Origin of the sequence: Rahnella inusitata, assembly GCF_018288855.1 — a bacterium.
GTDB lineage: Bacteria > Pseudomonadota > Gammaproteobacteria > Enterobacterales > Enterobacteriaceae > Rahnella > Rahnella inusitata.
In genome coordinates this window covers 1,543,966-1,568,617 of record NZ_CP065024.1, presented here as the reverse complement: position 1 = coordinate 1,568,617, position 24,652 = coordinate 1,543,966, and the positions used below count along the sequence as shown (strand labels likewise).

General features: G+C 53.6%; 22 protein-coding genes and 1 riboswitch. Of the genes, 13 read left to right on the top strand and 9 right to left on the bottom strand.

From position 1 onward, the window contains the following. Positions 1-127 precede the first annotated feature (127 nt). The 6 genes from I2123_RS07375 to I2123_RS07350 all read left to right on the top strand — a co-directional run bounded on the left by I2123_RS07375 (position 128) and on the right by I2123_RS07350 (position 7,301). The gene (locus tag I2123_RS07375; protein ID WP_112164890.1) at positions 128-475 is read left to right on the top strand and encodes a YegP family protein; all 348 of its coding nucleotides are present in this window, start codon (positions 128-130) and stop codon (positions 473-475) included. A 185-nt stretch (positions 476-660) separates the two neighbouring features. Then, on the top strand, positions 661-2,046 hold the full coding sequence (gene trhP / locus I2123_RS07370) for a prephenate-dependent tRNA uridine(34) hydroxylase TrhP (RefSeq protein WP_213052095.1): 1,386 nt from the start codon (positions 661-663) through the stop codon (positions 2,044-2,046). Positions 2,047-2,418: 372 nt separating this feature from the next. Beyond that, positions 2,419-3,306, top strand: a complete 888-nt coding sequence (gene yegS / locus I2123_RS07365) for a lipid kinase YegS (RefSeq protein ID WP_112164885.1) — start codon at positions 2,419-2,421, stop codon at positions 3,304-3,306. Positions 3,307-3,642: 336 nt separating this feature from the next. Beyond that, positions 3,643-4,857: a starvation-sensing protein RspA gene (gene rspA, locus I2123_RS07360; protein ID WP_112164883.1), complete on the top strand. Its 1,215-nt coding sequence runs from the start codon at positions 3,643-3,645 to the stop codon at positions 4,855-4,857. An 11-nt stretch (positions 4,858-4,868) separates the two neighbouring features. Beyond that, positions 4,869-5,882, top strand: a complete 1,014-nt coding sequence (locus I2123_RS07355) for a Zn-dependent oxidoreductase (protein WP_213052094.1) — start codon at positions 4,869-4,871, stop codon at positions 5,880-5,882. Between the two features lie 129 nt (positions 5,883-6,011). After that, the gene (locus tag I2123_RS07350) at positions 6,012-7,301 is read left to right on the top strand and encodes an MFS transporter (RefSeq protein WP_112164880.1); all 1,290 of its coding nucleotides are present in this window, start codon (positions 6,012-6,014) and stop codon (positions 7,299-7,301) included. A 72-nt stretch (positions 7,302-7,373) separates the two neighbouring features. Here I2123_RS07350 and I2123_RS07345 read toward each other — a convergent pair whose 3' ends face one another. Then, the gene (locus I2123_RS07345; RefSeq protein WP_213052093.1) at positions 7,374-9,350 is read right to left on the bottom strand and encodes a glycoside hydrolase family 127 protein; all 1,977 of its coding nucleotides are present in this window, start codon (positions 9,348-9,350) and stop codon (positions 7,374-7,376) included. A 26-nt stretch (positions 9,351-9,376) separates the two neighbouring features. Next, the gene (locus I2123_RS07340) at positions 9,377-10,786 is read right to left on the bottom strand and encodes an MFS transporter (protein WP_213052092.1); all 1,410 of its coding nucleotides are present in this window, start codon (positions 10,784-10,786) and stop codon (positions 9,377-9,379) included. Between the two features lie 272 nt (positions 10,787-11,058). Between I2123_RS07340 and I2123_RS07335 the strand changes: the two genes are divergently transcribed. The 3 genes from I2123_RS07335 to I2123_RS07325 all read left to right on the top strand — a co-directional run bounded on the left by I2123_RS07335 (position 11,059) and on the right by I2123_RS07325 (position 13,666). After that, positions 11,059-11,895, top strand: a complete 837-nt coding sequence (locus I2123_RS07335) for a helix-turn-helix domain-containing protein (RefSeq protein WP_213052091.1) — start codon at positions 11,059-11,061, stop codon at positions 11,893-11,895. A gap of 112 nt (positions 11,896-12,007) precedes the next feature. Beyond that, positions 12,008-12,694: a GntR family transcriptional regulator gene (locus I2123_RS07330; protein WP_112164874.1), complete on the top strand. Its 687-nt coding sequence runs from the start codon at positions 12,008-12,010 to the stop codon at positions 12,692-12,694. Positions 12,695-12,817: 123 nt separating this feature from the next. Further along, positions 12,818-13,666: a hypothetical protein gene (locus I2123_RS07325; protein ID WP_213052090.1), complete on the top strand. Its 849-nt coding sequence runs from the start codon at positions 12,818-12,820 to the stop codon at positions 13,664-13,666. A 17-nt stretch (positions 13,667-13,683) separates the two neighbouring features. Here the strand turns inward: I2123_RS07325 and thiD are convergent, their stop codons facing one another. The 5 genes from thiD to I2123_RS07300 all read right to left on the bottom strand — a co-directional run bounded on the left by thiD (position 13,684) and on the right by I2123_RS07300 (position 19,850). Continuing rightward, complete coding sequence (thiD, locus tag I2123_RS07320; protein WP_112164871.1) at positions 13,684-14,484, bottom strand: bifunctional hydroxymethylpyrimidine kinase/phosphomethylpyrimidine kinase; 801 nt, start codon at positions 14,482-14,484, stop codon at positions 13,684-13,686. Beyond that, positions 14,481-15,290 (bottom strand): hydroxyethylthiazole kinase, encoded by an 810-nt coding sequence (gene thiM, locus I2123_RS07315; protein ID WP_213052089.1) that lies wholly within the window; start codon positions 15,288-15,290, stop codon positions 14,481-14,483. The genes thiD and thiM overlap by 4 nt, the downstream gene beginning before the upstream one ends. Before the next feature lie 34 nt (positions 15,291-15,324). Then, positions 15,325-15,426: riboswitch (TPP riboswitch) on the bottom strand. 89 nt (positions 15,427-15,515) lie between these two features. Continuing rightward, positions 15,516-17,321 (bottom strand): carbon starvation CstA family protein, encoded by a 1,806-nt coding sequence (locus I2123_RS07310; RefSeq protein WP_213052088.1) that lies wholly within the window; start codon positions 17,319-17,321, stop codon positions 15,516-15,518. 128 nt (positions 17,322-17,449) lie between these two features. Further along, positions 17,450-18,169 carry a two-component system response regulator BtsR gene (gene btsR / locus I2123_RS07305; protein WP_213052087.1) on the bottom strand — a complete coding sequence of 240 codons (720 nt, stop codon included), beginning with the start codon at positions 18,167-18,169 and terminating at the stop codon, positions 17,450-17,452. Continuing rightward, a complete protein-coding gene (locus I2123_RS07300) occupies positions 18,147-19,850 on the bottom strand; it encodes a sensor histidine kinase (protein WP_213052086.1) in 1,704 nt (567 codons plus the stop codon). The genes btsR and I2123_RS07300 overlap by 23 nt, the downstream gene beginning before the upstream one ends. A 77-nt stretch (positions 19,851-19,927) precedes the next feature. Between I2123_RS07300 and I2123_RS07295 the strand changes: the two genes are divergently transcribed. Beyond that, a complete protein-coding gene (locus tag I2123_RS07295) occupies positions 19,928-20,365 on the top strand; it encodes a GNAT family N-acetyltransferase (protein WP_213052085.1) in 438 nt (145 codons plus the stop codon). Positions 20,366-20,502: 137 nt separating this feature from the next. Continuing rightward, positions 20,503-21,165, top strand: coding sequence for a DUF3313 domain-containing protein (locus I2123_RS07290; RefSeq protein ID WP_112164859.1), 663 nt, complete (start codon positions 20,503-20,505; stop codon positions 21,163-21,165). A gap of 69 nt (positions 21,166-21,234) precedes the next feature. Here the strand turns inward: I2123_RS07290 and I2123_RS07285 are convergent, their stop codons facing one another. Beyond that, on the bottom strand, positions 21,235-22,128 hold the full coding sequence (locus I2123_RS07285) for a LysR family transcriptional regulator (RefSeq protein ID WP_213052084.1): 894 nt from the start codon (positions 22,126-22,128) through the stop codon (positions 21,235-21,237). Positions 22,129-22,214: 86 nt separating this feature from the next. Between I2123_RS07285 and I2123_RS07280 the strand changes: the two genes are divergently transcribed. Continuing rightward, positions 22,215-22,991, top strand: a complete 777-nt coding sequence (locus I2123_RS07280) for an NAD(P)H-dependent oxidoreductase (protein ID WP_112164855.1) — start codon at positions 22,215-22,217, stop codon at positions 22,989-22,991. A 13-nt stretch (positions 22,992-23,004) separates the two neighbouring features. On the opposite strand, the gene I2123_RS07275 is transcribed toward I2123_RS07280, so the two are convergent. After that, positions 23,005-23,907, bottom strand: coding sequence for a LysR substrate-binding domain-containing protein (locus I2123_RS07275; RefSeq protein WP_213052083.1), 903 nt, complete (start codon positions 23,905-23,907; stop codon positions 23,005-23,007). 122 nt (positions 23,908-24,029) lie between these two features. Between I2123_RS07275 and I2123_RS07270 the strand changes: the two genes are divergently transcribed. After that, positions 24,030-24,611, top strand: a complete 582-nt coding sequence (locus I2123_RS07270; RefSeq protein ID WP_213052082.1) for a nuclear transport factor 2 family protein — start codon at positions 24,030-24,032, stop codon at positions 24,609-24,611. Positions 24,612-24,652 lie beyond the last annotated feature (41 nt).

Here is a 24,652-nt window from a genome sequence, read left to right as displayed (position 1 = left end):
TAAAGTTGCTGAAAGTCTGTCGGCCAGTTCACATTTCATGCCTTAACTTCCTCTTATCGCCGCGAAAGATTCTCCTTTAACTACACTTAGCTGTGGAAAATAACCCCCCTTGCTGGAGATAACCTTTATGGCGACTGGTCACTATGATCTGAAAAAAGCGAAGAATGGACAGTTTCACTTTAACCTGAAGGCCGGGAACGGAGAGATTATTCTCACCAGTGAAATGTATGCCAGCAAAGCCTCGGCAGAAAATGGCATCACGTCTGTGCAAAACAACGCGCCATATGAAGAACAATACGAGATAAAACCCTCAAAAGACGGGCAGTTTTATTTTGTGCTGAAAGCCAAAAATCATCAGGTGATTGGCGTCAGTGAAATGTACACCACCGAAGGCGCGGCGAGGAAAGGCGTGCAGTCAGTAGTGAAAAACGGGGCGACAGCCGATATCCGTGATTCAACCCAACAACCCGCCTGATCCCTTTTACTGAGGTTGTCGCATTCCTTGCGGCAACCTCAGAAGCCAAAAATTGATCTGACCCCGTAAAACCCCAAATACCCACACTAACCGGCTGCTTTTGTTCAACTCAGACGTTACAATTCTGGCCTTTCGTCGCCCCGCATCCGGGACGGCCCTGACTTGTGATCAGACTGAGATTGACTATGTTAACCCCCGATTCCTTTGTTCCTGAACTGCTCTCCCCTGCCGGTTCCCTGAAAAATATGCGTTATGCCTTCGCCTATGGCGCAGACGCAGTGTACGCCGGACAACCGCGTTACAGCCTGCGCGTGCGTAATAACGAATTTAATCACCAGAATCTGGAAATCGGCATTAACGAAGCCCATGCCCTGGGTAAAAAATTCTACGTGGTTGTCAATATCGCGCCGCACAACGCCAAGCTGAAAACCTTTCTGCGTGATCTGCAACCGGTTATCGACATGGGGCCGGACGCGCTGATCATGTCTGACCCAGGGCTTATCATGATGGTGCGCGAAGCATTCCCGCAGATGGATATTCATCTGTCGGTGCAGGCCAACGCAGTGAACTGGGCGACGGTGAAGTTCTGGAAACAAATGGGGCTGACGCGCGTGATTTTGTCGCGCGAGCTGTCACTCGAAGAGATCGCCGAAATCCGCGCACAGGTGCCGGATATGGAACTGGAAATTTTCGTCCACGGCGCGCTGTGCATGGCCTATTCCGGCCGCTGCCTGCTTTCCGGTTACATCAACAAACGTGACCCGAATCAGGGTACCTGCACCAACGCCTGCCGCTGGGAATACAAAGTTCAGGAAGGTAAAGAGAACGATATCGGCAGCATCGTGCATCAGCATGAGCCGATACCGGTGCAGCAGGTCGAGGCCGTGCAGCCCACTCTGGGCATCGGTCTGCCGACGGACAAAGTGTACATGCTGGAAGAAGCGCTGCGTCCGGGCGAATACATGAGTGCGTTCGAAGATGAACACGGCACCTACATCATGAATTCCAAAGATTTACGCGCTATTCAGCACGTCGAGAGCCTGACCAAAATGGGCGTTCATTCGCTGAAAATCGAAGGCCGCACCAAATCCTTCTACTACTGCGCGCGCACGGCGCAGGTGTATCGTCGCGCCATCGACGACGCCGTTGCCGGTAAACCTTTCGATCCAACATTACTGACCACGCTGGAAGGCCTGGCGCATCGCGGTTATACCGAAGGTTTCCTGCGCCGCCATACGCACGATGCGCAGCAGACGTACGAGTATGGATTCTCAGTCAGCGACCGTCAGCAGTTTGTCGGCGAATTCACCGGTAATCGCGTGGATGGCTGGGCTGAGATCGACGTGAAAAATAAATTCAGCGTCGGCGACAGCGTAGAAATGATGACGCCGCAGGGCAATATTCAGTTCCGCCTTGAAGCGCTGCGTAATAAGAAAGGCCAGCCGACCGACGTCGCGCCAGGCAACGGCCACATTGTTTACGCCGCCCTGCCGGACGACATCAGCCTCGAGTTCGCCATTTTGTTGCGCAATCTGCAAGAAACAGACACGCGCAATCCACACGCAAAATAGGCTTTTGCTGAAAATAAGAAACGGATCACATCTATTTCTTTCTTAGCTGGATAATATGCATTCGCAATTTACTTCGAATGCAAAATAAAGCAACGGACTACACTAGGAACCACCTCCTTGGCCGGCTCAATCTCCCTTGAGCTGGCTTTTCTTTTGGTAATCAATCCATTCAAACATCCCCTTCGTCAAAATCATTATTCTTTTCTTTTAGTCGATTAATAAAAATAATGTATTCCAAAATAATAATAGCTTTATCGAATATATTTAAGTTCAATTATTTTATTCATGCGGAGTTTTTTTCAATCATTTATCTGATAGCCAAGTATGAGCATTTTCATTTATGGTAGTTATGTATAGAGAAAAGGAGCATACATGACCACAGCATTGCTGATTTTGAATGGAAAAGGCGCAGGCAATGAGGAGCTGCGCGTGGCCGTCGGTGCGCAGCGAAAAGAAGGTGTGGAGCTGACAGTCCGCGTCACCTGGGAATACGGCGATGCCGCACGTTATGTCGCAGAAGCCGTGGCGCTGGGTTGTGACACCGTTATTGCCGGTGGCGGCGATGGCACCATCAATGAAATCGCCGGAGCATTGGCACAGCTTGAGGAACCGCGCCCGGTGCTGGGTATCGTCCCGCTGGGTACGGCGAATGATTTTGCGACCGCCTGTAATATTCCGCTGGCCCCCGAACAGGCGTTGCTGCTGGCGATAAAAGGCCGGGCGGAAGCCATCGATCTTGCCAGGGTGAATGATAAGCACTACTTCATCAATATGGCGACCGGCGGATTTGGTACGCGTATCACCACCGAAACGCCGGAAAAGCTGAAAGCGGCACTCGGCGGCGTCTCGTATTTTATCCACGGGCTGTTACGTCTTGATACGCTGAAAGCCGACCGCTGTGAAATCAAGGGTCCGGATTTCAGCTGGGAAGGCGATGCGCTGGTCATTGGCATTGGCAACGGTCGTCAGGCCGGTGGCGGCCAGCAAATCTGCCCGGAAGCGCTGATCAACGACGGCCTGCTGCAATTGCGTCTGCTGACCTCCGAAGAGCTGCTGCCCTCATTCCTGCGCAGCCTGATCAATAATGAAGAAAATAAAAATATCGTCTCCGCTCATCTCCCCTGGCTGGAAATTACTGCGCCGCATGATATGACCTTCAACCTCGACGGCGAACCGCTGACCGGTAAGCAGTTTCGCATCGAAGTGCTGGCCAACATCATTCAATGCCGCCTGCCGCCGCATTGTGAACTGCTGGGGTAAATTTCTGCCCGTTCAGACAGCCCGCAACCCTGCGGGCCTTTTCATTTTGGAAGCTGCTGGCGGCTCATCGAAAAACAGGCAAACGTGACTGATCCGCATTCAGCCTGCCAACCGGAGGTTTTTTTATGGGTTATTCTGAGGTTCGTATCCCGCTCATCTGACCGCATGGCCTGTGTTTACCTTCGCCATTATTCCCTTCTCTTCAGATAACTTTCGCGCAACAAAGTGTGATCCTCTCCGGCAAAAATCAAGAAACATACTTGTATGGTAGTTGTCATCTGGCGTATTTATAGCCAAAGGAAATGCATCCAACTTTACTGCAGAAGGTCGTAACCGATGAAAATCGTGAATGCTGAAGTCTTTGTTACTTGTCCGGGGCGCAACTTTGTTACGTTGAAAATCACCACCGACAGTGGCCTTACTGGTATCGGTGACGCCACGCTCAATGGTCGCGAGCTGCCGGTCGCGTCATACCTGAAAGACCACGTTTGCCCGCAGCTTATCGGGCGCGATGCGCACCAGATCGAAGACATCTGGCAGTTTTTCTACAAAGGGGCTTACTGGCGTCGCGGGCCGGTCACTATGTCAGCGATTTCAGCGGTGGACACGGCGCTGTGGGATATCAAAGCCAAAGCCGCCAATATGCCGCTATACCAGTTGCTTGGCGGCGCATCCCGTACCGGCGTGATGGTTTACTGTCACACCACCGGTCATTCGGTAGACGAAGTGCTGGATGATTACGCCAAACACAAAGAGCTTGGCTTCAAGGCGATCCGCGCGCAGTGCGGCGTTCCGGGCATGAAAACCACTTACGGGATGTCGAAAGGTAAAGGCCTGGCCTACGAACCGGCAACCAAGGGAAACTGGCCGGAAGAGCAACTGTGGTCGACGGAAAAATACCTCGATTTCACCCCAAAGCTGTTTGAAGCCGTACGTAATAAATTCGGTTTTGACGAACATCTTCTTCACGATATGCATCACCGCCTGACGCCTATCGAAGCGGCACGCTTTGGTAAGAGCATCGAAGACTATCGACTGTTCTGGATGGAAGATCCTACGCCAGCCGAGAATCAGGAATGCTTCCGTTTGATCCGCCAGCACACCGTGACCCCGATTGCCGTCGGTGAAGTCTTCAACAGCATCTGGGATTGCAAACAGCTCATCGAAGAACAGTTGATCGACTATATCCGTACCACTATCACCCACGCGGGCGGCATTACCGGTATGCGCCGGATCGCTGATTTCGCCTCTTTGTATCAGGTTCGCACCGGTTCACACGGCCCGTCAGATCTTTCGCCAGTGTGCATGGCCGCTGCCCTGCATTTCGATCTGTGGGTGCCAAACTTTGGCGTGCAGGAATATATGGGATATTCCGAGCAGATGCTGGAAGTGTTCCCGCATAACTGGACGTTTGATAACGGCTATATGCATCCGGGCGAAAAACCGGGGCTGGGCATCGAGTTCGACGAAAAACTGGCAGCGAAATATCCGTATGAACCGGCGTATTTGCCGGTGGCCCGTCTGGAAGACGGTACTCTGTGGAACTGGTAAGGGAGCGAATAATGAACAGCGTCGTTATACAAGAACCGGGAAAACTGGTGATCGAGCAACGTGCCTTGCCGGTACCTGCCGCCGGTGAGGTACGAGTTCGGGTCAGTTACGCAGGGATCTGCGGCTCGGATGTGCATATTTATCACGGCCACAATCCGTTTGCGAAATATCCGCGCGTGATAGGCCATGAATTCTTCGGCCATATCGACAGCGTTGGAGAAGGCGTCGAAGCATCACGCATCGGCGAGCGCGTGGTGATCGATCCGGTGGTCAGCTGCGGACATTGTTATCCCTGCTCCATTGGTCGGCCCAATGTCTGTGCCGAATTGCAGGTGATCGGCGTGCATCGTGACGGCGGCTTTAGCGATTACGCCTGCGCTCCGGCTAAAAATGCCTATGTCGTGCCCGCCACGATCCCTGACAAACTCGCCAGTATGGTCGAACCTTTTACCATTGCGGCGAACATTACCGCCTTCCTCAAACCGACCCCGCAGGACACCGCACTGGTTTACGGCGCTGGCCCGATGGGGCTGACGGTGATTCAGGTGCTGAAAGGCGTTTACGGTGTGGAGAAAGTGATTGTCGCCGACCGCATAGAAGAACGGTTACAGATGGCACAGCAAAGTGGGGCAGACTGGATCATCAATAATACTGAACGCAGCGTGACCGACGTACTGGCCGCAGAAAACGTACGTCCTACGCTGATTGTCGATGCTGCCTGCCATCCGGCAATTTTGCAGGAAGCCATTTTGCTGGCATCACCGGCAGCACGCATCGGGATGATGGGTTTCTCCGGCGAACCCAGTACCTTCACGCAGCAAAGTATTACCAGTAAAGAAATCTCGTTGTTCTCATCGCGCCTGAACAGCCACCGTTTCCCGCAGGTGATTGAATGGATGGAACAAGGAAAAATTACGCCGGAAAAACTGGTGACGCACTGGATGCCCGCCAGCGAAGTGGAAGCCGCTCTGACGCTGTTTGAAAAGGAGCAGCGTGCCTGCTGCAAAGTGTTACTGACGTTCTGATGATTTAAAATTTATAAGCTTTGGAAATTCAGGAAGGATGCCCGCCATCCTTCCTGCCACTGAGTACCTGAGATTCAACCTACAAATAACGCAACACTATTAAAACGACACCAAGTGGAGCACTTACCTATGTTCAAGAATCTGCGCTGGATTATCGTATTCCTGCTGTTTATGGTGTACATGATCAATTACCTCGACCGCGTCGCGCTGTCGATTACTGTCCCGATGATAGAAAAAGAGCTGACCATTAATCCCGAACAGTTCGGCCTGATATTTGGGAGTTTCTTCTTTGGTTACGCGATATTTAACTTCCTCGGGGGTTTAGCGGTAGATAAATTCGGCCCGACAATTGTTATGGGTTTAGCCGTCGGACTGTGGTCTTTATTTTGCGGGATGACTGCTATCGCCACCGGCTTTTATTCCATGCTTATTCTGCGGGTATTATTCGGTATGGCCGAAGGGCCGATATGCGCCTCGGCAAATAAGATGATTAACGGCTGGTTCCCGAAGAAACAGGCTGCCACCGCCATGGGACTTCTCAGCGCGGGTTCGCCGCTCGGCGGCGCAGTGGCCGGCCCGATCGTCGGGTATCTGGCCATTTCATTTGGCTGGCGTCCGGCGTTTATGGTGATTGCTGCGATCGGCATTGTATGGATGGCCGTCTGGTTCTTCACCGTGGCCGATAATCCGCTGAAAAGTAAACGCGTCTCCCCGGAAGAATTGCGTTTGGTGGATGCCATGAAGAATGAGCATTTAAGTGCAGAAGAAGATCTGGCGCAGGCGGCGCACGGTCTGGGATATTATCTAAAACAGCCGATTATTCTGGTCACCGCGTTTGCCTTCTTCAGCTATAACTATATTTTATTCTTCTTCCTGAGCTGGTTCCCGGCCTATTTGGTGCAGGCGCACGGATTAAATATTAAAGAAATGAGTTTAACCACCGTCATTCCATGGATTGTCGGCTTCGTGGGTCTGGCATTAGGCGGTTATATTTCCGATAAGATTTTTAATATTACCGGTCGCTTATTACTGTCACGTAAAATTATATTAGTCGTCAGCCTGTTAGCGGCAGCCGTCTGCGTGGCGCTCGCCGGCATCGTGACCAGCGTGGTACCTGCGGTGGTATTAATGTCAGTCTCTATTTTCTTCCTGTACACCACAGGGGCGATTTACTGGGCGATTATTCAGGATGTAGTGCATAAATCCCGCGTCGGCGGCACCAGCGGATTTATTCATCTGGTCGGCAGCGTCTCCGGGATCATCGGGCCGGTCGTCACCGGATTTATCGTGCAGAATACTGGCCGTTTCGACAGCGCCTTTATGCTCGCAGGCGGCGTCGCGGCGCTGGGTGCCATTCTGGTGTTCTTTGTGATTAAGCCCCCAAAGCAATCAGTGGAAACCACACTCTCTCATAACTGAAAGCGCGGATATCAATAAGACAAACCCGGCCAAATGCGCCGGGTTTGCTTTTATCACGAACGCTTAATATTTTTACGCTTCATCAATCCACACGCGCATCTCCCCTTCCCCACGGTTTGCCCAGGTAAAGTACGGCACAAACGTCATGGTTTGCGATACGGTCTCTTCGACTGATGGATTGAAGCGGTAGAGCGGCTGCTCACCGGCCTGAGACGACGAGCGGCGCTGCCCCTGAGTTTGCAACAGCGTCTTACCGGCAAAAAGTCCGCTTCCGGCGATCAACCGGAACTGCGCATCGTACGGCAACCGGACATTGTGCAGTTCGCTGCCGTTATCCGCCTGTTCGAGACAATACACCAGCGGACCGCGCTGGATCGCCACTTTTCCAGCGACATGTCGCAGCAACGTATTCCCCTTCACACGCGTCACCGGCATCGGTAATGTCATTTCAATGCGATCGCCCTGCTGCCATTCCTGCGTCAGCCGCAAATAGCCGCGCCGGGTCAGACCGACCAGTTCCAGCGGCTTACCGTTCAGCATCACCTGCGGGCTGGCGCACCAGTCCGGTAAACGCAGCGCCAGCGTGGCCTCCAGCGGCGCATCGGTGTTGACTTCAATCAGCACCTGTTCGGTCCACGGATAGCCGCCGGACTGTTTGAGACGCAGTGGTTTGCCTGCGACCGTCGCTTCCACATCGCTGCCGATATAAAGATTGATGTCCACACCGTCCGGCCTTTGGGTATAAATATAATGCCCGAGCGACGCTAACAGACGTGCGATATTCGGCGGACAACAGGCACAGCCGAACCAGCGCTGACGCACCGTTTTGACGTGATCGTAAATATGGTTGAACGGGATACTTTTCGGATGCACTTCCAGCGGATTAACGTAGAAAAAATGTTTCCCGTCGAGCGCCATACCGGCCAGCACGGTGTTGTAAAGCGCGCGCTCCATGACGTCGCTGTAACGGCTGTCAGCCTCCAGCTGCAACATGCGGTTGGCAAACATCATCAGCCCAATCGAGGCACAGGTTTCGGTATAAGCGGTGTCGTTGGGTAAATCATAATCTGATGAAAACGCTTCGCCGCTGCTTTGCGATCCTACAGAACCGGTAATGTACATCTGCCGCTGGGTCATGTTTTCCCACAGTCGCTGGCAGACTTCACGTTTTTCCTGATCCTGACTCAGTCTCGCCAGATGCGCGACACCGGCGTACAGATACACAAATCGCACCGCGTGGCCGATAGCCGTGGTCTGTAGCGCTATCGGCACATGCGCCTGGCTGTAGGCTTTGTCTTTCACCATCCACGCCGGGCCGTAAGTATTCCAGTGCGACGTTTTACCGCGTTTTTCGTATTCGCTATCGTAGAAATGCGGCTCTGCGCCACGTTGTTCGACGAAGTAACGCGTCAGTTCGAGATAACGGGTTTCGCCGGTGGCTTCATACAAACGCATCAGCGCCAGTTCTATTTCCGGATGACCGGGATAACCGTGCAACTGCTGTTCGCCGGGGCCAAAAACCTGTGCAATGTGGTCCGCCAGCTTGCAAACAATATCCTGCAAACGGGTTTTTCCGGTCGCCTGTGCGTAAGCTACGCCTGCTTCGATCAAATGCCCGGCGCAGTAAAGCTCGTGACACTCCGCCAGATTCGTCCAACGCTGCTGCGGTGCTTTGACAGTGAAATAGGTATTGAGATAACCATCAGGTTGTTGCACCGCGCCGACCAGTTCAATGACTGCATCCGCCGTTTTTTCCAGTTCAGCATCCGGCGTTTTTGCCAGCAAATACCCGACCGCCTCCAGCCATTTGGCGACATCGCTGTCCTGAAACACCATGCCATAGAACTCCCCCTCGCTCTGACCGGCGGCAATTCTGAAATTCTCAATCGCATGGCTCGGCTCGGCCTCTGCCACATCGTCGTTCAGCGCTTTCCACTGATAAGGCACCACCACATCCCTCACCAGACGCTGATATTCGAGCCAGAACGCATCGGAAATATTCACTTTTTGCAAAGGTACTTCTAAAGATTCAACCGGAGAAAATGACATACAACCTCCTGAAATAATGAACGTCATTAAATTTTGGCCGCCAGATCGTGCGACATCCGCGTCAGCAGTGTGTTATCGAGCTTGCAGAACATCAGCGTCCCCGCCAGCAGAAGATGCATCGCCGCAGGCAGCAGCGTTTCAAGCAACGTGATGCCGCCGAGCGACGCAGGCGTCTGGTGTTCGGCACCTGCCTGATAAGACACCCAAATGAAAACCAGGCTGATGATCCCGGCACTTGACGCCCAGGCCAGCTTGATGAAGAACAGATTGAAGGCGAAGTTCATGCCCGAGGAACGGATGCCATTTTTCCAGTGACCGTAATCGTCTGCGAACGCCATGATGGAAAAGTGCAGCGGCAGGGTGAATCCGAGGATCACGCAATGCACAAAGATTATCCCCAGCCACAGCGTCTGGAATTGTTCACCCACTGGCACAAACCACAGCAGCAGAGAAAATACCGCCAGCACCAGATTGGTGATCATATAGAGACGGACGCTGTCGATAAGCCGGGTCAGTTGATTGACGATCACCGCCCCCAGAATCGACGCCAGCGTCACCATGCCAAAGAACATAGAGGCGTATCCGGCACCGCCTTTCAGCACGTAAGTAATGAAATACATGTAGCCGCCGCCGCGCAGATTGAACACATTGATCAGCAGAAAGGACATCAGCAATACCAGCAGCAGCTGATCGTTTTTCAGCATTCCACGAATATGTTCACGAATGCTGAACTGGCCGAGCAGCGCCAGCGGCAGACGTTCGCGTACGGTAAAGAAGCACCAGAGAAACATCACTACGGCAATGGCACACAGTAAGCCGACACCTTGCTGATACCCGAGCGCCGCATCGCCTTTGCCGAAAATCTGCACCAGCCACGGCAGCCCGACGGACACCATAAAGCCCGCCACGCCGCACAAAACAAAGCGCCATGACTGGCAGGAAATGACTTCGCGATGATCGGTGGTCATGGTGTTGATCAGCGCGCAATACGGCACATTTATCGCGGTGTAAGACACTGAAAGCAGAAAATATGTGAAGAAGGCATAGGCAATTTTGGCGTCGCCGCTCAAACCTGGCACGGTAAACGTCAGAAAACCCACCACACCAATCGGCAGCGCGATCCAAAGTTGCCACGGGCGAAAACGTCCCCACCGGCTTTGCGTGCGGTCGGCCAGAATGCCCATCAGCGGATCGGAAATCGCATCGATAACGCGCAGGGAAATAAACAATGTACCGACAATCGCCGGTGTCAGGCCAAATACGTCGGTATAGAAGAAGGTCAGGAAACTGGTGATCAGGCAGGTAATGATCGTGCCACCGGCATCCCCTAATCCATAACCTATTTTCTCACTGACAGAAAGTTTGGTGTGCGCGGAAATTATTCCCTCCGCGTTCTTTCCCGATATTGAACCGGTATTAACAGAATCTGTTGGCATTATATTTCCTCGCTTTTATATGTGTATTAATAAGCCGTCAGGAATGCAGGGATATCAGGCTGAGGCGTTATATCAGCCTGTTTTTATAGGGTACGCATTTAATCTGGCACGGGAACCAGACGCCAACAAGAGGAGGATAAAGTAGTTAAACGGGACAATTCCGACTCACGCATGGAATATGTGAAGCAGATCAAAACGTCTGCCGACAGGACGGGTAGCCAGCGTGCCATGTGCTACTGTCAGGCTTTACTTGCTGAGGACGTGACTGCTAAATGACTGATGCACTTTCATTTCCAGTGAAGTACCCGGTTAACGTGCAGAACGGCGGGCTCTTTATCTCACGTGGGATCGGCACACATCCGACACACAGACTTAACTCGCATGAATTGATTTATGTCGTACGCGGCAGCCTGTCATTGCAGGAAGAGAATACGCGTTTTGATTTGCGTGAAGGGGAAAGTTTACTGTTATTCCCCGGCAGAGAACATAAAGGGTTAACGACGTTTGATCCTGAATTAAAATTTTACTGGTTACACTTCGATATTGAGAGCAATCGCACGTTAATGGATTCATGGCAAAATAATCCCTCTTTACAGCTGAATATTCCACAGCATTGCAAAGTCAGGGATCGTGAAACACTCTTAACGCTATTCAGACTATTTTTATATGAGCAGGAAAGAGGCGGGAATTCACTGGCGCTGTATCTGATTTTGCTGTTGCAGGAAGTCGCGCGCACCTGGCCGGAAAATGTGGAACCCGGCGGGCCCGGCGTCGCGCTGGCCTATAAGGCGCGGCAACTCATCACCACTCAGTTTCATCTGCCGCTCGGTGCTTCTGAGCTGGCGGAAAGGTTGCACTGCAATGCCGATTATCTTGGACGCGTTTTTCGTCTGACGTTCCAGATGACCCTGACAGATGCGCTGCATAAACAGCGTGTCGCCGCCGCCGAGAAGCTGCTGCTGGCCAATACCGGAAACGTCGCTGATGTCGCACGGCTCACCGGTTTTAACGACGCTGCATATTTTCGCCGGGTGTTTCGCAAGCTGCTGGGCATGACCCCGGCAGCCTATAAAAAACTTTATTGCCGTGAGCATATCAATTCGGATTAGTTTCTATGAAATATCCCAAATTTCTGTCACAACCTTGCGCTAACAATCTCAAAACCCTGAGAAAACTCATGCTAGTATTGTTAACTCCCGACTCTGAAGACAACTTTTGCCCATGACAGACGCCTTTGAATTTCTCAGTAATGTGCCGGTGAATCAGCAGATTTACCGCACCTTGCGTCAGGACATCGTCACCTGTGCCATCGCGCCGGGGGCATTCCTCTCGGAGAAAGAGATTTCCACACGCTTTAACGTATCGCGCCAGCCGGTTCGCGAAGCCTTTATCAAACTGGCCGAAGCCGGGCTGGTTCAGGTCTTACCGCAACGCGGTACGTATGTGATGAAGATTTCATCCAAGCGCGTCGCCGATGGCCGTTTCATTCGTGAGGCCGTTGAAACCGCCGTGGTTCGCCGTGCTGCTATGGTTGCCACGGATAAAGATCTGGCGCTGCTGGAACATAATCTTGAGCGTCAGACGCTGGCGGCAAAAAGCCAGCAAACGCAGGAATTTCTGTTGCTCGACGATGATTTTCACCGCACTATCGCGCAAATTATCGACTGCCGTCTGGCATGGGAAACCGTCGAACACATCAAAGCGACGATGGATCGCGTACGGTTCCTGACACTCAGCAAAGTCTCCCCGCCGGAAAATCTTATCGCGCAGCACTATGCCATTTTCGACGCTCTGAAAGCGCATGACCCGGACGCCGCTGAAAATGCCATCCGCCTTCATTTGCAGGAAATGATTTCTACCATTACCCCGATAGCCGAGCAAAACAGCGACTGGTTTGATGCGGAGTAAAAGGCATTATCCCGAATAAATCTGCCGTCAGATCGTTTTAGGTTAATTTTTGCGGGTTAACCCTAAAATTTGTATGACAACTTCAGGTAAGCTGTAAACCACATCGATACCGTGGAAATTCTTATGCCTGCTACTGCCTCCCTGAAGAAAAGCTTTTACAGTGCTGAAGAGTCACTGTCCCTCGCCCAGCTGGATGAAGAAAAAATCAGCCAGATCGCCCGCGATCTCGACGTGGCGGAAAGCGAGAAAGAACATTACCTCACCGGATGGATGGGCCAGAACAGCGTGGTGCTGGTGCGAAATTATCAGGACAAACGCGGTACCGCGAACGGCCTGGTAATGTCTCGCGGTAATCGTTACAAGCTGACCATTCAGGCCATTACTTTTCGTATCCCTAAAATCCTGCTGTGGGTCACCTTTCGCCGAACACCCCGCACCATGACGGTGGTCGCCTATAACAAGCTGGGCGAACAGGCCAGCGGTCTGCAACAGTTTATGCACGTGCAGGATCCCGAACTGAAAGAGCGGCTGGAAAATGACTGGCGCGAGCTGAATGATTATCTTGGTATGGCCTGCTGGCAGATGGACAATAACCGTCCAATGTGGCGACAGTTGCATGAAGAGATCACACCGCAGGCGCTGTGGTTGCTGGCAGATTCACCGTGGTTTAGCGGCAAAAAATTGCAAAATGATGGCGATCTGGAAGGTCTTTGGCTGAACGAGCAGTTTATTGGCCGCCGCAGCGGTGAGCATGCGGCGCTGGTGCTGTCATGGAAAGATGAAGAGAATCAGGACATCGCCAGCTATCTTTATGAAAGGATGTCAGCGAATAAAATCCGCGTGATGCTGCGCCCGCGTAAAGACGAAAAATTCTATCCGCTGAATCCGTTCGACGCCGTGCACTTACAACGGGCGCTGTCCATGTTTCATCAGACTCAACAGGCGCTGGCAGAAACTCAACGCAGCGCCTGATTGATGTCAATAACGCCCTACCACCAGCGGTGAAAATGATGCACCGGGCCGATGCCGTGGCCCACTTCAAGAGAGTCGGCGTGCATCAGCGCATGTTGCAGATATGTCTTGGCTTCGCGCACGGTATCCGCCCAGTTGTTGTGACGCGGGCGCAGTGCCGCCAGCGCCGCAGACAATGTGCAGCCGGTGCCGTGAGTATGGCGGGTATTGACACGCGGCGCGGTAAAACGCTCACGGGAACCGGCCATAAATAGCCAGTCAGGACTTTCTTCATCACTCAGATGACCGCCCTTCATCAACACCGCGCCACACCCCATCGCCAGCAAGGTTTCACCCTGCTCACGCATTTCCGCTTCGCTGGTCGCTATCGCACATTCCAGTAACGCTGCCGCTTCTGGCAGGTTTGGCGTGATGATCGAAACCTGCGGGATCAGCAACCGGCGTACTGCATCCACCGCTTCCGGCAGCAATAACGGATCGCCACTTTTCGCCAGCATGACGGTATCAAGCACCACAAACGGCGGCTGATAGTGCCGGAGCCGTTCCGCGACCGCTTCCACAATCTGGCTGTTTGCCAGCATACCGATTTTTGTGCTGTCGATGCGTACGTCGCTGAGCACAGAATCCAGCTGCGCCGCCACAAATTCCGGTTCGATATTATAAACCGACTGAACGCCGCGGGTGTTTTGCGCCACCAGCGCGGTGATCACGCTGGTGCCGTAAGCGCCGAGCGCCGAGAATGTTTTGAGATCAGCCTGGATCCCGGCACCGCCGCTCGGATCGGTGCCTGCAATGGTCAGCGCATTAATCCGCTTCATGGCTGCGTCTCCCCGTTTAACCACTCCCCGTTCATTACGTACAAATTATCGAGAAACTCTGGCGTAAAGCTGCCCGGCCCTTTGACGGTAGCGCAGGCACGTTCACCGGCGCAGGACATGACGCGACAGGCTGCCGCGACGTTATCGAGCCGGTCGCCCGGCAACGCAATGAAAGCGGCCACCACCGCCGACAGCGCACAGCCGGTGCCGACCACGCGGGTCATCATCGGATGGCCGCCCGGCACCGCCCAACAGCGATCGCCGTCGGTCACATAATCTGTCTCACCGGTGACCGCGACAATCGCGCCGGTTTCATGCGCCAGCTGCTGCGCGGCGGGCAAGGCAGAAAGAGAGTCATCACCGCTGTCGACGCCGCGACCGGACGCACTCAGACGGCTGAGCGCGCGGATTTCCGAGGCGTTGCCGCGAATGGCGGCGGGTTTGAGTTTGATGATGTCGAGACAGAATTCGGTGCGCCAGCCCAGTCCGCCAACGGCCACCGGATCCAGCACCCAGGGTTTTCCGGCCTGATTCACCGCCTGAATAGCCGCCAGCATGGCATCGGCGTGAGGATGCGTCAGCGTACCTACGTTGACCAGTAAGGCATCAGCAACGGCGCTAAACTGCGCCGCTTCGGCAGGATCAACCACCATCGCCGGAGACGCTCCCAGCGCTAGCAAAACATTGGCAGTAAAAGATTGCACCACGTCGTTGGTCAGGCAGTGGACCAGCGGTGATGAATGGCGGAGTTGTTGCAAAGAACCGGCGGCAATCGCACCGGGAAATACGGAAGGTCGGACGTTCATAAGTCTCCCAACCGGCTTTCAGGAAGGCGGCATCGGGAGAGATACCTGACTTCCCTACGCTGGCATAATCCAGATCAGGTAATACGGGTAAAATCTCAGCCTGTCTTTTGCAAGAGCGGCACCCCGAGTCAAGGAAGCATTATTGGTGTGGACGGCAGGAAGATCAATCAGCAATTGATACAAAAAAGCCCTGTCCATTGACAGGGCTGATGAGATAACCGTGATTTACACCGTCGCCGCCACATCTTCCACTACGCCTTCACTGCGTGCCTGCCACAGTTTTATCCAGCGCAGGATGGATGCCACCATAATTACCGCGCCGAGCGCGACCATGATGATAGAAATTGTGCCGTTGAACAGATTAAAACCTTTGGCCAGCGGATTGAAATAGACGTGAGCCACCATCCAGTACGCCGCGTAGTTCACGGTCACGTAGAGATACGCCAGCGGGATCAGGCAGGTCAGCATATAGCGGCGCTTATCCGCCAGACGCAGAATAATGGTCGCGCCGATCATCAGGCCGATTGAAGCCATCAGCTGGTTGGAGACGCCAAACAGCGCCCAGACTGAGTTAATATCGCCGGAGTTCAGCAAATATCCCCACAGCAGGCAGGCGACAATACTGCATGCCACCGCGCCCGGCCACCAGTCAGTGCGTTTCAGCGGCGCCCACAGGTCACCGAAGAAATCCTGCAACAGATAGCGCGCCACACGGGTGCCTGAATCGACCGCTGTCAGGATGAATACCGCCTCGAACATCACCACGAACTGGAAGAAGTAAGAGGACAAATGGCTGAACCACGGGATGCGCGTGAAGATATCTGCCATGCCCACCGCCAGCGTCACGGCACCGCCGGTGCGCCCGCTCAGATCTAAGCCAATTTCCTGGCTAAGCGACGGCAGATTCACCACCTGCATGCCAAGACCGGCAAACACTTCTGGCGCGGAGTTAATCGCAAAATAATCCGCCGGATGCAGCGCGGTGGCGGCAATCAACGCCATCACGCCGACCACGCACTCCGCTAACATCGCCCCAAAACCGACCGGCAAAATGTCACTCCATTTGTCTATTTGCTTGGGCGTGGTGCCGGAACCGATAAATGCGTGGAAACCTGATATCGCGCCACAGGCGATAGTGATTGAGATAAACGGCCAGACCGGACCGGCCAGCACCGGGCCGCCACCGTGGATAAACTGCGTGATCGCCGGGAACTGAATTTCCGGGTTGATGAACACCACGCCGACGATCAGCGCGCCGAACACACCGATTTTCATGAAGCTGGAGAGATAACCGCGCGGCGTCAGTAACATCCATACCGGCAGAGCGGTGGCGAAGAAAGCGTAGACCGGCAGGACCAGACTGACCGTCGAGGCGCGCAGGCTGAGCCATTCGCCAAACGCCGAGGCCTGGATGTACGGCCCGATCACCACGCAGGCCATAATCGCGATAATGCCTGCCCACGAAGCGGCTTTCATACTGCCGGTCAGACGCTCCCACAGGCCGACGCAAATCGCCACCGGGATGGTCATGAAGACGGCAAACGTGCCCCACGGGTTACGCTCAAGGGCATGTACTACCACCATCGACAACCCCGCCATGGTAATGGTGATGATAAATAGCATCGCCAGCCCGGTACACCAGCCAGCTACCGGCCCGAGTTCACGCTTAGCGACTTCCGACAGGGACTTACCCCGGTGTTTCATCGAGGCGAACAACACGACGGTATCGTGTACCGCGCCGCCGACCACGCAACCGATCAGCAGCCATAACATGCCGGGCAGATAACCGTACTGCGCCGCCAGCACCGGGCCGACCAGGGGCCCCGCCGCCGCAATTGCCGCAAAGTGGCTGCCAAAGTTCACCCATTTCTTCGTCGGGACATAGTCTTTCCCGTCTTCCAGTAAATGCGACGGCGTGACCTGAGCATCATCGGCTTTCAGCACTTTACGGACGAAAAACACGCCGTAAAATCGGTAGCAGATGGTCAGGATACACAGAGTCGCGATGACAAAAGTCAGTGCGTGTTGCATCTTGTTGTTCTCCGGATGAGGAATAATCCGGTGCAACGTAGCAAAGCCCTGTAGAAAGCGCGTCCGCTGTTTAGGTCAGCGGCGGCATAGCGATTTAAGCGGCAAAATGCAGGGATGAACGGCGTGCCTCAGAGCCCCAGTTGAGCTTTCAGGGCTTTCAGATAGCGACGGCTGACCGGTACGCGCACCTGGTTTTTCATCACCAACTCCGCCAGCCCGCTGTCGTCAAAACGAATTTCCCGCAGATGGCTTATGTTGATCAAAAACTGCCGGTGGCAACGCAGCAGCTGCGTCCGATTTTCCAGGGTGCGCAGTGTCAGTTCTGTAAAACATTCACTGCCATCGGCGCGGTTTACGAAGACGCCGCTGACGCGCGAACTGACAAAAATCACCTCGTCGAAGGAAAGCAGATAAATGCGGTTCTGGCCGCAGCAGGGGATCAGCGCCAGATCCGGTTCTCCGGCCATCAGCGCGGTGATATTTTGTTCCGGCAGATGCTTACGCAGACGACATAGGGTTTTCTCCAGCCGCGATGCCTGTACCGGCTTGAGCAGATAATCAAAAACGTTCTCTTCGAACGCCTGCAGGGCATATTCGTCATAGGCGGTGAGAAATACGATGTGCGGCATACGCTCAGCGTCGATCATCCCGACCAGCTCCAGCCCGCTGATGCGCGGCATATGGATATCGAGAAACACCACGTCGGGTTGCAGCCGGTTGATAGCTCCCAGCGCTTCCACGGCGTTTTCACACTCGCCGATCACGCTGATATCCGCCCTATCCTGCAACAGAAAACGCAGATTTTCACGCGCCAGTGGCTCGTCATCAACAATCAATATTTTCAGCATGCTGACTCCTTAACGGCAACCGTAAAATGACACGGGTAAACTGTTCCGGTTCGCATTCCACATGCAGACCAAATTCTTCGCCGTAGCGCCCGCGCAGACGACGATCGACCAGACTCATGCCCAGTCCCTTTCCGCCAGCCGACGGCGCATACAGCCCGGCGTTATCTTCGACGGTCAGCACCAGACAATCGCCCTGCCCGATGGCGGAAAGATGAATGTGCCCGGCGCCCAGCAGCTGCGACGTCCCGTGCTTGATGGCGTTCTCCACCAGCGGTTGCAGCATAAAAGCGGGTAAAAACAGCTGTTGCAGTGCGTCGGGGAAATCAAACGTCACGCTGAGACGGTCGCTGAACCGCGCGCGTTCGATATGCAGATAGGCTTCCACGTGCTCAATTTCATCGGCCAGCGTCACCACCTCCTGGGGCCGTTTGAGATTTTTGCGAAAGAAGGTGGAGAGATGCTGGACCAGTTCGCCCGCCTGCTGGCTGTCGCGGCGGATCACCGCCACCAGGGTATTCAGCGCGTTAAACAGAAAGTGAGGATTCACCTGCGCGTGCAGCAGTTTGATTTCAGACTGGATCAGCAGCTGCTTGTGGCGCTCATACTGTCCGGCGAGGATCTGCGCCGACAGTAAACTGGCGATCCCCTCGCCCAGCGTCCGGTTGATCGAACTGAACAGCCGGTTGCGGGCTTCGTACAATTTGATCGTGCCGATCACTTCCTGATTCTCGCCGCGCAGCGGGATCACCAGCGTCGACCCTAGCTTGCACGACGGGCTTTGCGTACAGCGATACGGCACTTCATTGCCGTCGGCGTAGACCACTTCGTTATGTTCGATAGCGCGGTGTGAGTGCTCGGACAAAATCGGCGAGCCCGGAAGATGGTGATCGTCGCCGATCCCGACAAACGCCAGTAGCTTCTCGCGATCGGTTATCGCCACCGCGCCAATATCCAGTTCCTGATAAATGATCTGCGCTACCCGCGCGGTGTTTTCCTGATTAAACCCTTGCCGCAGCACGCCCTCGGTACAGGCCGCAATATTCAGCGCACGGGCGCTGAATGCCGTGGTGTAGCGCTCGAACATCGCCCGCCGGTCGAGCAGAATGCGCATGAACATCGCCGCGCCAATGGTATTGGTCACCATCATCGGCGTGGCAATACTTTTTACCAGCCGCAGGGCCTCGTCGAAAGGACGTGCGACCATCAAAATGATCGCCATCTGCAATATTTCGGCAAACAGCGTGACGCCCGCAACGGTCAGCGGATTGAACAACCGGTCAATACGCCCCCGCCGCATCAGCACGCGATGAACGATACCGCCGAGCAGCCCTTCCATCACCGTCGAAATCATGCAGCTCAGCGCCGTCATCCCACCCAGAGAATACCGGTGCAATCCACCGGTCAGCCCGACCAGCACGCCGACGACCGGCCCGCCAAGTAAACCGCCGAGCACTGCACCGATCGCGCGGGTATTGGCAATAGAGTCCTGAATATGCAGCCCAAAATAGGTCCCCATGATGCAGAACATCGAGAACATGAAATAGCACAACAGTTTGTGTGGCAGCCGAACGGTGACGTGCATCAGGGGAATAAACAGCGGGGTTTTACTGAGTAAGTAAGCGATAACTAAATAAACGCACATTTGCTGCAACAGCAACAAAACCAAATTGAACTCATACATAGTCGCTGGCAGTATCATTAAGTGAGACGCGCACTATAGTCGACAATATCCACACAATCTTTGAGGGGGTTCACTCTTTGGTATCACCACTACACATTCGCCCTTACGAAGAAGCCGATCGCCCTTTTTTACGTACGCTGTATCTGGCCGCACGCAAAGACACCTGGACCTGGCTGGAAAACGCTGACTATAAGCTGGAGGACTTCGATCGTGCGGTGATTGGCGAGACGATTCTGGTCGCCGAGCGCGACGGCCATTTGCTCGGCTTTGCTTCCATTTTCACTCAGGAAAATTTTCTGCATAACCTGTTTATCGATCCCCAGTTTCAGGGAACGGGCGCTGGCAGCGCATTGCTGCATGCCGCCGAAAAAACCTTTACCCGCACCGGCTCGCTGAAATGTTTAGTAAACAGTAAAAAATCGGTGGGATTCTATTTATCAAAGGGCTGGATCGTAGTCGCCACGGGGGATAGCCCGAAAGGGGAGTATTATCTCTTTCATTCATCTGCTAAATAAAACAAAGTGAGTTATTCGTCGCTTACCTCATAAATATCAATATTCTGTTCTCCATCAATTTTTCTTTGTTGTTAAGAGGTTAAATTCCCCAGCAGTGCTATACATACTTTGTCTTCTTAAACTTTTTGAGGGTACGAATGAAAAAAATAAAACTGCTTCAGGCCGCACTCGTGACCGGTGCCCTGCTCTTAGCTGGCTGTACCAGTCATGTCACTCAGAGCGAAAAATTCTCTGGTTTCCTCGGTGATTATTCCAACCTGAAAGAGACCAAAACCGCGTCAGGCACCCCTGTGCTGCGCTGGATTGATCCTTCCTTTAAAGCATCAAACTATTCTTACCTGATGTTTGAACCGATCAAATTCTATCCGGAACCACAACCTACCGCGCAAATCAGTAAAGAAACGCTGCAAGGCGTGCTGGATTACGCCAACACCCGCCTGAAACCGGCCATGGGTGAGCGTCTGCAACTGACGGATCACGCAGGTCCACGCACGCTTATCTTCAAAGGGGCCATCACCGGCGTAAATACGTCAGCCGAAGGTCTGCAATTCTATGAAGTGATCCCGGTTGCACTGGTGATTGCAGGAACCGAAACAGCTACCGGCCACCGTACCCGTGATACAGAAGTGTATTTCGAGGGCGAACTGGTCGATGCCAGCACCGGTAAACCCGTCTTCAAAGTGGTACGTAAAGGCTTCGGTAAACAAGTGTCCAACGACACCCAGAAAGTTACCGCGAATGACCTGAAAGTCGTGGTCGATAGTCTGGCGAATGACACTAAGTTATTCCAGGCTAACTAAACCAGACGCGTGAGTGAGTATTTTATGAGGCAGCCGGATGGCTGCCTTTTTTATTCCCTGCACGCTTGATCATACCTCGCGGCTCATAAATTCGCGCAGCCAGATATGGGCAGGATCCCGGTGAGAACGTTCGTGCCAGTACATATACATTTCAAAGCCGGGGATGGTCACCGGCGGTTCAGTGATTTGCAATGCCGGATTGTCGCGTACCAGCCGCTCAGGAAGCATTGCCACTAAACCGGTGGTCATCAGGACCTGAATCACGAATAAAAAATGGGGTACAGAGAGCACCACACGTCTGGATAATCCGAATTGCGCCAGCGCACTGTCTGTTATGCCCTCAAACCCTCCCCCATCCGGTGAAACGACAACATGTTCGAGCGCGCAAAACTCGGCGACAGAAATGTTGGCTGACACGCGCGCAGGATTTTTCCGGCTCACCAGAACGTAGCGCTCGTTGAACAATAACTTCCGATGTAACCCCGACGCCACTACGTCAGAGGTATGAAACGCCAAATCCAGCTCCCCCTGATCCATCTTCCTGACAATGCGCGTCGGAGATGTTTCAAATATTGCCAGCCGGGTTCCGGGAGCGGCCTCGCGCAAAGCCTGTAGGGAAGGTAAAACGATGGTCGATTCGCCATAATCCGCCGCGCCCAGTCTCCACGTATTGACCGCCCTGAAGGGTTCGAAAACTTCACCCGTAGCAACCGCATTTTCAAGTGCTGTCAGCGCCCGCCGGAGAGGTTCACGTAACTCATCCGCGCGTGCCGTCGGGCGCATCCCGCGTGGCCCTGGCAGCAGCAGCGGATCGTCAAAAAAATCGCGTAACTTAGCGAGCTGAACGCTGATAGAGGGTTGAGAAAGGTTTAACCGCTGCGCCGCGCGCGTCACATTATGTTCAGCCAGCAGAACATCCAACGTCATTAAAAGGTTGAGATCAAGACGGCTGAAATTGTTCATGACTATACCTGTTATATTTTAAATTCATTTTAACTATACCTGATGACATCTTACTCTGCATTGATACCCACCACAGAGAGTTCGTCATGAATATTTTAATTGTGTATGCCCACCCGGAACCTCAGTCCCTTAACGGATCACTGAAAGATTTCGCTATCACCCACCTTCGTACTGCGGGTCACAACGTTCAGGTTTCTGACCTTTATGCTATGCAGTGGAAAGCTCAACTGGATGCCCGTGACAACATTGCCCCCTCAGCGGACATTCCGTTTCATCCTTCTCTGGATTCCCAGCGCGCGTTTAAAAATGGCACACAAAGCGCCGATATCGTCGCTGAGCAGGAGAAATTACGCTGGGCGGATACGGTCATTTTCCAGTTTCCGCTGTGGTGGTTTTCAATGCCTGCCATCATGAAAGGCTGGGTTGATCGCGTTTATGCTTATGGATTTGCTTATGGCGTAGGGGAACATTCGGATACGCACTGGGGTGACCGATACGGAGAAGGCGCGATGAAGGGTAAACGTGCGATGCTGATGGTCAGTACCGGCGGCTGGGAATCGCATTACAGCCCGCGTGGCATAAACGGAGCTATCGACGATGTGCTTTTCCCTATCCAGCATGGGGTACTGCATTATCCGGGATTCACCGTGCTTCCGCCGCTGGTGTTGTATCGCACAGGCCGTACTGATGCCGCACGCTTTAATCAGATCTGTGATGAACTCGCCACACGGCTGGATACGTTAGAGAGCACCACACCCATCGCTTTCAGACACCAAAATAGTGGCGAGTACGAAATCCCTTCACTGACGCTGAAGCCTGAAATCGCACCGGGCAAGACGGGGTTTGCGGCGCATTTAAAATAAAAAAGGAAGGCCGTCAACCGATGGCCTTATCGCTGTCCATACCTTCTCGCGCCATCGCCAGAAAAGTACAGGCTGCGCCATTGGTTTCTCCGGCGCGGCTCACCAGCATCAGGTTGGCGGCCAGATCGGGTTCTTCCAGCTTGCGGTATATCAGCCCCGGTATATGCACCTGTTCCAGAGGCTCAGGGACTAATGCAATACCCATTCCGGCCGCCGCTAAAGCCAGAACACTCAGGGTGCTGGAAGTACGATGAGCGATATTAGGTGTATGCCCCAGCATCTCAATGAGCCTGTGAAGCAAATACTCATCCGCATCGTGCGCATCGTAGAAAATCAGCGGTTCTGTCGCGAGCATTGCTACTTTGAGCCGGGGAATATAGGCCAGAGGGTGATCGTCAGCCATGGCCACCCGTCTTTCCCAGTAACCAATTCTTTCAGCCACCAGCGCCCGAACGTGTAACTTGCTGTGATCGGGGGTGTACCCAATGTCCAACTGCCCTGCCAGAATCGCGTCTGCCTGCTGCTGCGGGGGGATTTCACGGACAATCAATTCGACATCAGGATACGCTTTGTGAAAGGCGCGCAGATCGCGCATCAGTTTACCGCTAAAAACGGCGTTCCCGGCAAACCCCAGCCGTATGCTTCCCAGCTCACCCCGTATGACGCGCTGGACGGTTAATTTGGCATGTTCAACCTGAGCGAGCGTACTACGTGCCTGGGCGAGCAGTAAGTGGCCTGCGTCGGTCAGGTCTACCCGGCGGCTGGTGCGCACAAACAACGGCCCTCCGAGCTCTTCCTCCAGCGCACGAATTTGCATACTCAAGGCCGGTTGCACAATGTGCAGTCGCTCAGCGGCTCGCCCAAAATGCTTCTCTTCGGCAACCGCCAGAAAATACCTCAGATGACGTAATTCCATCGCACCCCCATTAATCATTTAAAATGATAGATTATTCATATTAACACATTGGAATTTATCAACGTTAAAGAGGATGCTCTGCTTCATCGGCACACAGGTGCCTTCTGCTTAAGGACTTTGCCATGCAACATTATCTTGAAGATCGTCTGCAAATAACCGACCTGATGACCGGCTGGATCCATCGTGATCTGGGTCAATGGGATGGGCTTCGTGAGCTTTTTCATCCTGATGGCACTATTGAAGTCACCTGGTTCGAGGGTCTGGCCAGCGAGTTTGTTGATGGCTCGATGAAAATGGGTGCATCCGACGCACGAACTAAACACCTGATCGGCACCCCCAATGTGACGTTCAATCAGACCGCGACGAAAGCAATTGTCGAGACCAATGCCATGATCATCGGCGAGAACGTCAAACTGAACGTAGGCTGCGTGGGGCATAACCGTTTTTACGATTGGGTGGAAAAGCGTGATGGTGTCTGGAAACTCCTGCACCGCCAAAGCATTTACGATATGGCGAGTTTCACTTTCCCGATGGGGCCGGTCGAGATCGATAGCGCCGTAGCCGCAAAATATCCGCGTGAATATGCGGCGCTGGCCTACATGCTGGAAAAAAGCGGCTTCCCGGTCAAACGCGTGTTTGCCACCCGCGGGAGCGAGTTAGAAAAAGAAATGAAAGCCAGCGGCGTTGCCTGGCTAAAAGCCTGATCCTCCCTCTCCTCACCGGTGAACCCACTCCATTCCCCGGA

What these genes read in the sequence shown, in the direction of transcription:
- I2123_RS07375 (WP_112164890.1), top strand. Translation starts at nt 128, where the DNA reads ATGGCGACTGGTCACTATGATCTGAAAAAAGCGAAGAATGGACAGTTT.
- trhP (WP_213052095.1), top strand. Translation starts at nt 661, where the DNA reads ATGTTAACCCCCGATTCCTTTGTTCCTGAACTGCTCTCCCCTGCCGGT.
- yegS (WP_112164885.1), top strand. Translation starts at nt 2,419, where the DNA reads ATGACCACAGCATTGCTGATTTTGAATGGAAAAGGCGCAGGCAATGAG.
- rspA (WP_112164883.1), top strand. Translation starts at nt 3,643, where the DNA reads ATGAAAATCGTGAATGCTGAAGTCTTTGTTACTTGTCCGGGGCGCAAC.
- I2123_RS07355 (WP_213052094.1), top strand. Translation starts at nt 4,869, where the DNA reads ATGAACAGCGTCGTTATACAAGAACCGGGAAAACTGGTGATCGAGCAA.
- I2123_RS07350 (WP_112164880.1), top strand. Translation starts at nt 6,012, where the DNA reads ATGTTCAAGAATCTGCGCTGGATTATCGTATTCCTGCTGTTTATGGTG.
- I2123_RS07345 (WP_213052093.1), bottom strand. Translation starts at nt 9,350, where the DNA reads ATGTCATTTTCTCCGGTTGAATCTTTAGAAGTACCTTTGCAAAAAGTG.
- I2123_RS07340 (WP_213052092.1), bottom strand. Translation starts at nt 10,786, where the DNA reads ATGCCAACAGATTCTGTTAATACCGGTTCAATATCGGGAAAGAACGCG.
- I2123_RS07335 (WP_213052091.1), top strand. Translation starts at nt 11,059, where the DNA reads ATGACTGATGCACTTTCATTTCCAGTGAAGTACCCGGTTAACGTGCAG.
- I2123_RS07330 (WP_112164874.1), top strand. Translation starts at nt 12,008, where the DNA reads ATGACAGACGCCTTTGAATTTCTCAGTAATGTGCCGGTGAATCAGCAG.
- I2123_RS07325 (WP_213052090.1), top strand. Translation starts at nt 12,818, where the DNA reads ATGCCTGCTACTGCCTCCCTGAAGAAAAGCTTTTACAGTGCTGAAGAG.
- thiD (WP_112164871.1), bottom strand. Translation starts at nt 14,484, where the DNA reads ATGAAGCGGATTAATGCGCTGACCATTGCAGGCACCGATCCGAGCGGC.
- thiM (WP_213052089.1), bottom strand. Translation starts at nt 15,290, where the DNA reads ATGAACGTCCGACCTTCCGTATTTCCCGGTGCGATTGCCGCCGGTTCT.
- I2123_RS07310 (WP_213052088.1), bottom strand. Translation starts at nt 17,321, where the DNA reads ATGCAACACGCACTGACTTTTGTCATCGCGACTCTGTGTATCCTGACC.
- btsR (WP_213052087.1), bottom strand. Translation starts at nt 18,169, where the DNA reads ATGCTGAAAATATTGATTGTTGATGACGAGCCACTGGCGCGTGAAAAT.
- I2123_RS07300 (WP_213052086.1), bottom strand. Translation starts at nt 19,850, where the DNA reads ATGTATGAGTTCAATTTGGTTTTGTTGCTGTTGCAGCAAATGTGCGTT.
- I2123_RS07290 (WP_112164859.1), top strand. Translation starts at nt 20,503, where the DNA reads ATGAAAAAAATAAAACTGCTTCAGGCCGCACTCGTGACCGGTGCCCTG.
- I2123_RS07285 (WP_213052084.1), bottom strand. Translation starts at nt 22,128, where the DNA reads ATGAACAATTTCAGCCGTCTTGATCTCAACCTTTTAATGACGTTGGAT.
- I2123_RS07280 (WP_112164855.1), top strand. Translation starts at nt 22,215, where the DNA reads ATGAATATTTTAATTGTGTATGCCCACCCGGAACCTCAGTCCCTTAAC.
- I2123_RS07275 (WP_213052083.1), bottom strand. Translation starts at nt 23,907, where the DNA reads ATGGAATTACGTCATCTGAGGTATTTTCTGGCGGTTGCCGAAGAGAAG.
- I2123_RS07270 (WP_213052082.1), top strand. Translation starts at nt 24,030, where the DNA reads ATGCAACATTATCTTGAAGATCGTCTGCAAATAACCGACCTGATGACC.